Annotated in this window: 9 protein-coding genes; 6 read left to right on the top strand and 3 right to left on the bottom strand. The window is 70.2% G+C overall.

Going from position 1 to position 9,178, the window contains the following annotated elements; all coding sequences use genetic code 11:
• Window positions 1-243, bottom strand: a 243-nt coding sequence (locus EP26_RS28040) for a helix-turn-helix domain-containing protein (protein ID WP_408735120.1), incomplete at its 3' end; no start/stop codon positions are given.
• Between the two features lie 112 nt (window positions 244-355).
• Here EP26_RS28040 and EP26_RS28035 point away from each other — a divergent pair.
• The 3 genes from EP26_RS28035 to EP26_RS28025 all read left to right on the top strand — a co-directional run bounded on the left by EP26_RS28035 (window position 356) and on the right by EP26_RS28025 (window position 5,632).
• Complete coding sequence (locus EP26_RS28035) at window positions 356-1,867, top strand: Y-family DNA polymerase (protein ID WP_043344121.1); 1,512 nt, start codon at window positions 356-358, stop codon at window positions 1,865-1,867.
• Window positions 1,864-5,175 carry an error-prone DNA polymerase gene (locus EP26_RS28030; RefSeq protein WP_043344118.1) on the top strand — a complete coding sequence of 1,104 codons (3,312 nt, stop codon included), beginning with the start codon at window positions 1,864-1,866 and terminating at the stop codon, window positions 5,173-5,175. The genes EP26_RS28035 and EP26_RS28030 overlap by 4 nt, the downstream gene beginning before the upstream one ends.
• A gap of 109 nt (window positions 5,176-5,284) precedes the next feature.
• Window positions 5,285-5,632, top strand: coding sequence for a hypothetical protein (locus EP26_RS28025; RefSeq protein WP_043344117.1), 348 nt, complete (start codon window positions 5,285-5,287; stop codon window positions 5,630-5,632).
• A 46-nt stretch (window positions 5,633-5,678) separates the two neighbouring features.
• Here EP26_RS28025 and EP26_RS28020 read toward each other — a convergent pair whose 3' ends face one another.
• Both EP26_RS28020 and EP26_RS28015 read right to left on the bottom strand, forming a co-directional pair.
• The gene (locus EP26_RS28020) at window positions 5,679-6,002 is read right to left on the bottom strand and encodes a helix-turn-helix domain-containing protein (protein WP_052389789.1); all 324 of its coding nucleotides are present in this window, start codon (window positions 6,000-6,002) and stop codon (window positions 5,679-5,681) included.
• A gap of 380 nt (window positions 6,003-6,382) precedes the next feature.
• Window positions 6,383-7,264: an LLM class F420-dependent oxidoreductase gene (locus EP26_RS28015; protein WP_043344114.1), complete on the bottom strand. Its 882-nt coding sequence runs from the start codon at window positions 7,262-7,264 to the stop codon at window positions 6,383-6,385.
• A 180-nt stretch (window positions 7,265-7,444) separates the two neighbouring features.
• On the opposite strand from EP26_RS28015, the gene EP26_RS28010 reads away from it, so the two are divergent.
• The 3 genes from EP26_RS28010 to EP26_RS28000 all read left to right on the top strand — a co-directional run.
• Complete coding sequence (locus tag EP26_RS28010; protein WP_043344112.1) at window positions 7,445-8,170, top strand: transporter substrate-binding domain-containing protein; 726 nt, start codon at window positions 7,445-7,447, stop codon at window positions 8,168-8,170.
• A 144-nt stretch (window positions 8,171-8,314) separates the two neighbouring features.
• Window positions 8,315-8,902, top strand: coding sequence for a Bug family tripartite tricarboxylate transporter substrate binding protein (locus EP26_RS28005; RefSeq protein WP_052389788.1), 588 nt, complete (start codon window positions 8,315-8,317; stop codon window positions 8,900-8,902).
• A gap of 48 nt (window positions 8,903-8,950) precedes the next feature.
• On the top strand, window positions 8,951-9,178 hold a 228-nt coding region (locus EP26_RS28000; RefSeq protein ID WP_043344103.1), incomplete at its 3' end, for a helix-turn-helix domain-containing protein.

Below are 9,178 nucleotides of genomic sequence, written 5' to 3'. Positions count from 1 at the left end.
CATCGCCGCCTCCGCCCCAACCAGGGCACGGTCGCGCCACTCGCTCAGGCGGGCGACGGTGACGTTGAACTCGCGGGCCACGGTCTCCAGCGGCTCACCGCGCAGCAGCCGGGTGACGGCGGCCAGCTTGCGCCGGGCAGAGTTGCGACGCTCTGGCCCGGCACCGCTCGTGGAGGCGCCGGCGTCAGCGTTCTGTGCGCACGCCGGCGCCCCCGCGGGCTCGTCGTTGTGGTTCTGGTCCATCGGTCTGACCTCCGGTTGCGGTGACCTCTACCGCAGTCGGCTGTCTCATCGAACCGTGCCGCACCCCAGTACTGGCCGCGACGATAGCGCGCCCAGCTCGGCAAGCTGCGCGATGACCGAGCGCTTCCTGGCGCTGCATCTGCCCAGCTTCGCTACCGACCGGCTCCGCCGGGCCGCGCCAGCCCTACCGCCCAACCGGCCGCTCGCCACCTGGGCCGGGTTCGGCACCCAACGGCTCTTGGTCGCCGTCGATGCAGCCGCCGCGTCCGCCGGCCTGAGGCCCGGGCAGGCGCTGGCCGATGCACAGGCGATCGCGCCCGATCTCACCCTGCAGCCTGCCGATCCCGCAGGTGATGCGCAGGCGCTGCAAGCCCTGGCGCTCTGGGCCCGGCGCTATACGCCCCTGACGGCTGTGGACTCGCCCGATGGCCTGCTGCTCGACATTACCGGCTGCGCCCATCTGCTGGGCGATGAGGACGCGCTGCTGCGGGATGCGCTGGCGCGCCTCGGCCGGGCTGGCATCGCGGCGCGCGGCGCGATCGCCGGTGCGCTGGCCACCAGCGCCGCCCTGGCGCGGGCGCGCGGCGACAATCCCATCGTCATCAGCGGCATTGAGGCCGCCGTCGCGGGGCCTTTGCCGCTGGGCCCGGCGCTGCGCCTGTCGCTGCCCCTGCTGGACAAGCTGCAGCACCTTGGGCTGCGGTGCGTGCACCACCTGCTCGAGCTGCCACGAGCGCCGTTGGCACGGCGCTTCGGCCAGGACCTGCTGGATCGGCTCGACGCCGTCACTGGACGACGGCGGGTTGTGCTGCAGCCCGTAACCCCGCCCCCGGAGCTGACCGTGGTGCAGGACCTGCTGGAGCCAATCATCACCCGAGCTGGCATCGAGGCCGTGCTCGACCGGCTGCTCGACGGCTTCTGCCGTGGCCTGCGGCAGGCCGAGCTTGGCGCTCGCAGCATTGCGCTGGTGGTCTGGCGGATGGATGGGATGGTGCAGGAGGTGGCGATCGGCACCGGGATGCCGGTGCGCGAGCCGGGGCATCTGCGCCGGCTGTTCGCCGAGGGGTTGCGGCGGCTGGAGCCGGATCTGGGCTTCGAGCGGATGGCGCTGGAGGCCCGGGCCACAGATCCCATGGCGGCGGGTACCCAGACCGGCCTTGGCTTGGGCCGGCATCAGGACGAAGCCACGGCAGCCCAAGACCTGGCCCAGCTGCTTGATCGGCTAGGGCAGCGACTGCGAGTGCGACGGATCGGTCCCGTCGCCAGCCACTGGCCGGAGCATGCTATTGCGGTGCGCGATCTTCACGGCATGGCGCCCGCCATCCCATCAGGCTGGGCGACACAGCCCTGGCCGGTCCTGCTGCTCCGGCAGCCGCGGCCGGTCGAGGTCGTCTTCTCAGGGCGAACCGGGGCACTGGCCCTGCTGCACTGGCATGGCGGCCGCCATGTCATCCAGCGGATCGAAGGACCACAGCGACTGGAGCCTGAATGGTGGCGCCCCCGGCCGGGCCTGTACCGGCGAGACTACTACCAGATCGAGCTGGCCTCAGGGGTTCGGCTGTGGATTTGTCGTAGCGGGCCACCGGAGACCCCAGGCTGGCTGTTGCATGGGCATTTGCCATGACCGGCTACGCCGAGCTGGCCACCCAATCCAACTTCAGCTTCCTTGATGGCGCCTCCCATCCGGAGGAATTGGTAGAGACTGCCGAAGCGCTAGGCCTCGCGGGCCTTGCCATCTGCGACACCAACAGCCTCGCCGGCGTGGTCCGCGGCCATGTCGCTGCCAAGGCCCGGGGGCTTCCCTTCCGGGTCGGCTGCCGCCTGCGCCTGGACGATGCGTCCGAATGGCTGGCTTGGCCCAGCGACCGCGCGGGCTACGGCCGGCTGACGGCGCTACTGTCCCGAAGTCGCATGCAGGCGGCCAAGGGTGAATGCCGCATCAGCCGCGCGGGCCTGTTGGCCGCCGCCGAGGGTTGGGTGTTGGCGGCTGTTCCGCCAGTCGAGCCCGATGCCGCCTTCGCCGACGCGTTGCAACATGATGCCGCAGTGCTGCGGGGCAGACTCGCCCTGCCGCTGCACCTTGTCGCCTACCATGTCATGCGCGGAAACGACCGGCGGCGCATCGGCACCCTGGCTGGGATCGCCGCTCAAGCCGAAGCCCGGTTACTCGCCATTGGACATGTCCGCTACCACCACTGCACGCGGCGCCGTCTGGCCGATGTGCTGACCGCCATCCGGCTGCGCACCACGGTCGATGCCCTGGGTTATGAAGCCGAGCCCAATGCCGAGCGGCACCTGAAGTCCCCGGCGGCGATGGCGAGGCTGTTCGCCGATTGGCCGGAAGCCCTGGCGAACAGTCTGGCGGTGCTGGAAGCCTGTAGCGGCTTCTCGCTCGACCAGCTGCGCTACGAGTATCCCGACGAGGTCCTGGAGCCCGGCCGGACCGCCCAGGAGACCTTGGCGTGTCGGGTGGATGAGGCCCTGGCGGCGCGCTGGCCGGGCGGCGCCCCGACCGACATCGCTGATCGCATCGCCCACGAATTGCGGCTGATTGGCGAGCTCGACTACGCCCCCTACTTCCTGACCGTGCACGAGATCGTCCGCTTCGCCCGCGACCGCGGCATCCTTTGCCAGGGCCGGGGCTCGGCCGCCAACTCGGCCGTCTGCTATGTCCTCGGCATCACCGCCGTCGATCCCGGCAAGCACGACCTGCTGTTCGAGCGCTTCGTCTCCGTCAGCCGGGGCGAGCCGCCCGATATCGACATCGACTTCGAGCATGAGCGGCGTGAGGAGGTCATCCAGCACCTCTATGAACGCTACGGCCGCGAGCGGGCCGCGATCTGCGCCACCATCATCCGCTACCGCACCCGCAGCGCCGTCCGCGAGGTCGGCCGCGCCATGGGCCTCAGCGAGGACATCACCGCCCGCCTCGCCAAGGGCAGCTGGGGGCCAGGGCACGGGATGGACCTCCTCGCTCTGGCCGAGGCCGAAGGGCTCGACACCACCGATCCGCGCCTCGCCATGGCGCTCGAGCTGGCGGAGGAGATCCTCGACTTTCCGCGGCATACCGCCACCCATGTCGGCGGCTTCGTCATCACTCGCGGCCCGCTGATCGAGCTGGCGGTCGTCACCCATGCCGCCATGGAAGGCCGTACCGTCCTGGAGTGGGACAAGGACGACATCGACGCCCTTGGCATCCTCAAGGTCGATGTGCTGGGGCTCGGCATGTTGTCCTGCCTGCGGCGCGGCTTCGTGCTGCTGCGCCAGCACCATCACCTTACCCACGACTTGGCCAGCCTGCCGCGCGACTGCCTGGCGACCTATGCCATGCTGCGCCGGGCCGACAGCCTCGGCGTCTTCCAGGTCGAGAGCCGGGCGCAGATGAACATGCTGCCGCGGCTGCGACCGGAAAAATTCTATGATCTAGTGGTCGAGGTGGCGATCGTCCGGCCTGGCCCGATCCAGGGCGACATGGTTCACCCCTATCTGCGGCGCAAGCAGGGGCTGGAGCCGGTGAGCTACCCCTCCCCTGCTCCGGAACACGGCAAGCCCGACGAACTGGAGCGGGTGCTGGGCAAGACCCTCGGCGTGCCGCTGTTCCAGGAGCAGGCGATGCGGCTGGCCATCGTCGCCGCCGGCTTCACCGCCGAGGAGGCGGACCAGCTCCGCCGCGCCATGGCGACCTTCAAGCTCACCGGCGGGGTGGCCCGCTACCGCGAGCGGCTGGTTGCTGGCATGGTCCGCCGCGGCTACGAGCGGGACTTCGCTGAGCGGGTGTTCCAGCAGATCGAGGGCTTCGGCAGCTATGGCTTCCCGGAGAGCCATGCCGCGAGCTTCGCTCATCTCGTGTATGCCTCGGCCTGGATGAAGTGCCACCACCCCGCGGTCTTCGCCTGTGCCCTTTTGAACAGCCAGCCGATGGGCTTCTACGCCCCGGCGCAGATCGTCCGCGACGCCAGGGAGCATGGCGTCGTCATCCTCGCCGTCGACGTGAATGCCAGCGACTGGGACTGCAGCCTGGAAGCTCAGCCGGCCAGCGCCGGTGGCCTCGCCTTGCGGCTCGGCCTCCGGCTGGTGGCGGGGCTGCAAAAGGAGGCCGCGCAGGCGATCCTAGCGGCACGGCAGGCGCGCAACGGCGCGCCCTTCGCCTCGGTCGAGGAGGTCGCCTGGCGGGCCGGGGTCGGGTTGCGGACCCTCGGGGCCCTGGCCGAGGCGGACGCCTTCGCCAGTGCCGGTGCCAGCCGCCGCAAGGCTATTTGGCATGCCCGCGCCGTCTCCAGCGGGCCGGAGGCGCTGCCGCTATTCGCTGCGGCGCCCGAAACCGCTGCTGCAGCCATGGCAGCGCAGACGTCGCTGGTACCTGAATCGCAGGTAACTTTGCCACTCCAGGGCGAGGGTGAGCAGATCGCCGAGGATTACCGGGCGACCGGGTTGACGCTTGGGCGGCACCCACTAGCGCTGCTGCGGCCGGTGCTCGACCGCCTGGGCTATGCTGATACCCGCCGGCTCGATCGCCAGCGCTCGGGCGCCGTGATCAGGCTGCCCGGGCTGGTCCTGATGCGACAGCGACCGGGCTCTGCCAAGGGGATCGTATTCATGACCGTCGAGGATGAGCACGGTGTTGGCAACCTGGTGATCTATACCGACGTCGCCGCCCGGGACCGGGCGGCGCTGGTGGCGGGGCGGCTGGTGGCCGCCGAGGGTCGGGTCGAGCGGCAGGAGGAGCATGCCGAGGTGCCGATCGTCCACCTCGTGGTTCGCCGCCTGATCGACCGCTCGGACCTGCTGGGCTGCCTGACCGACCCGGGCCTCGCGGCCGGAGACGGCGGCTGGGTGGACCGGGTGCTTGGCCGCGCCGATGAGGTCCAAAGGCCAGAGCCCGGCGGCGAGCGCGCCGGCCCGAAGCTTCCAGGTAGCCGCGACTTCCGCTAGGCCATGCCAAGGGCTCGGCTCGTGGCGCACCACAGGACCCACGACCTCAACAGGATACTCAAACCAACCAGGCCGTGATGCGGCGGAACATGATGCGGGACATCGCGGCATGGATCATGGCTTTACCAATCCCGAGCACCCCCATACACCTGACGGGCGGTACTTCGTGGTACGCGGCCGACTGTGGCGGCTGAGCAATCCGACGCTCGCCCCGGCCGAGCGTGAGCAGCTTGTGCGGGAGCTGATGACCGCCCGCCGTGCTGTCCGAAAGGCAAAAGGCGATGCCGACGCGCTTCGCGCCGCGCGGTCGAGCGTCGACGCGGCGAAGCGTGCGCTTGGGGAACGCGGGCCACCTTGGTGGACGGATGGCGCTCCGGATTACAACCGGCATATGGTCGCCAATACGCCCTATGCCGGCTGGTTCGAGACCATTGCCATGAAAGATGGCGGTTTGTGAGTCATGCGCGTGTGTGCCAGTGGTGACAGGCATGACAAGGCGCCAGCTACCTCCCGATGGGGCGTAACCTTGTCATACCCGGCGCACTGGCTTTCAGCGTCGCCTGCTGGCCCTCGGTCAATCGGCAGGGACGACCATCACCCCAGTCATCCAACAGCCCGGCCAGCCCGCCCCGGTTGTAGCGGATAACCCAGTCCCGCAGCGTCTGCCGGTCCATCTCGGCAACCCGCGCCGCCGCCTCCTGCCTCACGCCATCCGGTGCCGCGGCGATCGCCAGCAGACGCTGCGCCACACGCGGGTCGTCCTCGGTCCCGGTCAGCCGCCGGAGTTCAGTGGATGGCACGTCTTCCCGGATCATCAGCACCGGCATGGCTCACTCCACGAAGTCATGCCCGCCGATGAATCACAACCGCCCGCGTTGGCTCAACCACAACAGTCAGCTCTTTGTGTGCCGGGTATCAGTCAGGGATCGGCTATTGCAGCGGCAATCTCGGATTTTCCGCCATCTCCGCGGATGCTACCGCAAGCCGATTTCCGTTCATGTCACTTGACACGGCTCGGGTGAAGCCATGCGGCGCGACGCGCCTAACCCTGCGTGCACCATCGCTCCGGCATCCTTTCCGCTCCATCGGCGGCGCTGAGACGGAGGTACCGCAGCTTGGCCTGCAGTCGTCCAGGAAGGTCACCAAGCCGAGCCTCCGGCGTGAACGGGCCAGTTCGGCGGACTGCTTTACCGGCGCAACCTCCGCCTCACTCCGCAAAGGCGCCGATGACCCTCTCCCCGAAGCGCGGCAGGCTGTCCTCCAGGTCAGGCAGGAAGGCACCGAGCGGCAGGACGATCCGGTCGACACCCTGCCGCTGCCGCTCGGCCACCGCCTCCAGAGGATCCTGCCCGGAGCCAGGCAGCGCACCGGGACAGCCGGCGAGGATCTCGATCGCGCCCGGATCGCGCCCCGCGGCTTCCGCGCTGCGGCGCACGACGTCGAACAAGGGCATTGTGTCGACCTGCGCCCCGATCGAGGGGAAAAAGCCATCGCCCAGACGCCCGGCCCGTCGCGCCGCCGCTTCAGAATGGCCGCCGACGATGATCGGCACGGCCCGCGCCAGCGGCTTCGGGTCGCAGGTCACGCCTTCGAAGGAGACGAAGCGGCCCGCGAAGCTCGCGCCGTCCTCGCGCCAGAGGGCGCGCATCGCGCCGACATACTCGTCGGCCCGGCGTCCGCGCTCCGCGAAGGGAACGCCGAGCGCCTCGAATTCCTCGCGCAGCCACCCGACGCCGATGCCGAGCTCGATCCGCCCGCCGCTCATGTGGTCGAGGGTTGCAACCTGCTTCGCCAGCACCAGCGGGTTGCGCAGGGGCAGGATGATGACGCCGGTCATCAGGTGCAGCCGGGTCGTCGCGGCCGCGGCGAAGGCCATCCAGATCAGCGGGTCCGGCATGGCGGTGAACTGGGTGCCCGGCAGCCGCCCGCCCGGGGCGTAGGGGTAGGTGCTTTCGTAGCGCTCCGGCAGCGCCACGTGATCCACCGCGAAGACGGAATCGAAGCCGGCTGCCTCGGCCAAGCGGGCCAGTCGCGCGGCCCCGGCGCCGTCCGGGAAGGTGTTATTGCCGAAATGCAGGGCGAATTTCATCGGATCTCCCCTCGCGGCGTCATGTGGGCTTGGCTGCGCCGCGTTGACGGCAGCTTGGCAGTGCAGCCAGCATCGGGTCCAGCGGCCGCCGCGCCGCGTCCTGGCGGCACCGCCGGGCGAAGCCACGCCCGATGCCGCCACGCCCGCCGGGGCCCGACCGTCACACAACGGAGAACACCCATGTCGCCGGACGTCCTGTCGCAGCTCGCACCCACCGGAATCCTGCGTGCCGGAATCAACATGGGCAATTTCCTGCTCGTCACCGGGCGCAGCGCCTCGGGCGATCCGGAAGGCGTGGCGCCGGGCATGGCGCATGCCATCGCGGAGCGACTCGGCGTGCCCATCCGGTACGTGCCCTACCCCAAGCCGGGCGAGCTCGCGGACGCGGCGGGTAGCGGCGCCTGGGATATCGGGCTGATCGGCGCCGAGCCGCAGCGCGCCGAGAAGATCGCCTTCACCGCAGCCTATGCGGAAATCGAGGCGACCTACCTGGTGCCGGCGAACTCGGCGATTACGTCGCTGGCCGAGGTCGACCGTCCCGGCGTGCGGATCGCCGTCACGGCGAGGGCGGCCTACGATCTCTGGCTGGAGCGCAACATCCGCCACGCAACCTTGGTCCGCTCCGACAGCCTCGACGGGGCCTGCCGGATCTTCGCCGACGACGGCCTGGAGGTCCTGGCCGGACTGCGCCCGCGACTGCTGGCGGATGCCGAAGCCCTCCCGGGCTCTCGCATCCTGTCCGGCGGCTTCACCGCCGTGCAGCAGGCCATCGGCACGGCACGCGGCAACGCCGCCGGGGCAGCCTTCCTGCGGGACTTCGTCGAGGAGGCGAAGGCGTCCGGCCTCGTCGCCCGGCTCATCGAGCAGCACCGGGTGCGCGGCCTGTCCGTCGCCCCCGCCGCATGAGGCGATGCTGCACCGCGGGATGACGGCACCATCCCAATCCTGGCTTGACGCGCCGCGCGTCGCGTCGAAGCCTCATGGCCAGGGACCAGCGAAGCCCCTCCGCCCGGCAGGGAGCAGGCGGCGTCGAACCGGGAGAACCGTGCCATGCCACGCCGTCGCCTCGCCCTCGCCGCCGCGCTGCTGTCCGGCCTCATGGCCTGTTCCGCGATGGCGCAGGAACGCACGATACGGATCCTGAGCGGCGCCTCGGCCGGCGGCTCCTCCGATTTCGCCACGCGCGTGCTGGCGGAGGCGCTGGGCCCGATCCTCGGCGTGCGCGCCGTAGTCGAGAACCGCACCGGCGTGAACGGCATCGTGGCAGCGCAGGAGACGGCGCGTAGCGCGCCGGACGGGTCGACGATGTTCGTCTGCCCGATGAGCACCATGTCCATCACGCCGCAGCTCATCGGCGCGAACCTGCCCATCGACCCGGGCGCCGAGCTGCTGCCGATCGCCAATGTGGCGCTTTCCTCATACGGCTTCGTCGTGGCCGCCAACGGACCCTACCGGAGCGTCCAGGACGTGCTGGAAGCGGCGCGGTCGAGGCCCGGGCAGGTCAGCTTCGCCTCGGCCGGCGTCGGCTCCGCCCAACACCTGCAGGGCGAGCTGCTGAAGCAGAAGACCGGGCTCGAGATGGTCCACGTTCCCTATCGCGGCGCGAGCCCGGCCATCGTCGATATCCTAGTGCACTGACCCAGACGGAGGATTCACAGCGGGCCGCTGCGGTGGAATTCTCCGGCTATGGCCCAGACCGTCAGTGTCATCGTTGGATCGGCCGACCGCACCCGCCTGAGTGCGATCATCGGCGACCGGAACCGCCCGCTCAAGCATACGCAGCGGGCCACCATCATCCTGCTGTCGGCCGAGCGGCTGCCTGTCCTGGAGGTGGCGCGCCGGGCGGGCGTCAGCCGCCCCGCGGTGTGGCGCTGGCAACAGCGCTATGCCGAGCAGGGCGTCGACGGACTGCTG

This window comes from Belnapia moabensis DSM 16746 (genome assembly GCF_000745835.1).
GTDB classification, from domain to species: Bacteria; Pseudomonadota; Alphaproteobacteria; order Acetobacterales; family Acetobacteraceae; genus Belnapia; species Belnapia moabensis.
Note: the sequence above shows the minus strand (reverse complement) of the source record. Positions and strands in the feature narration are given on the sequence as shown.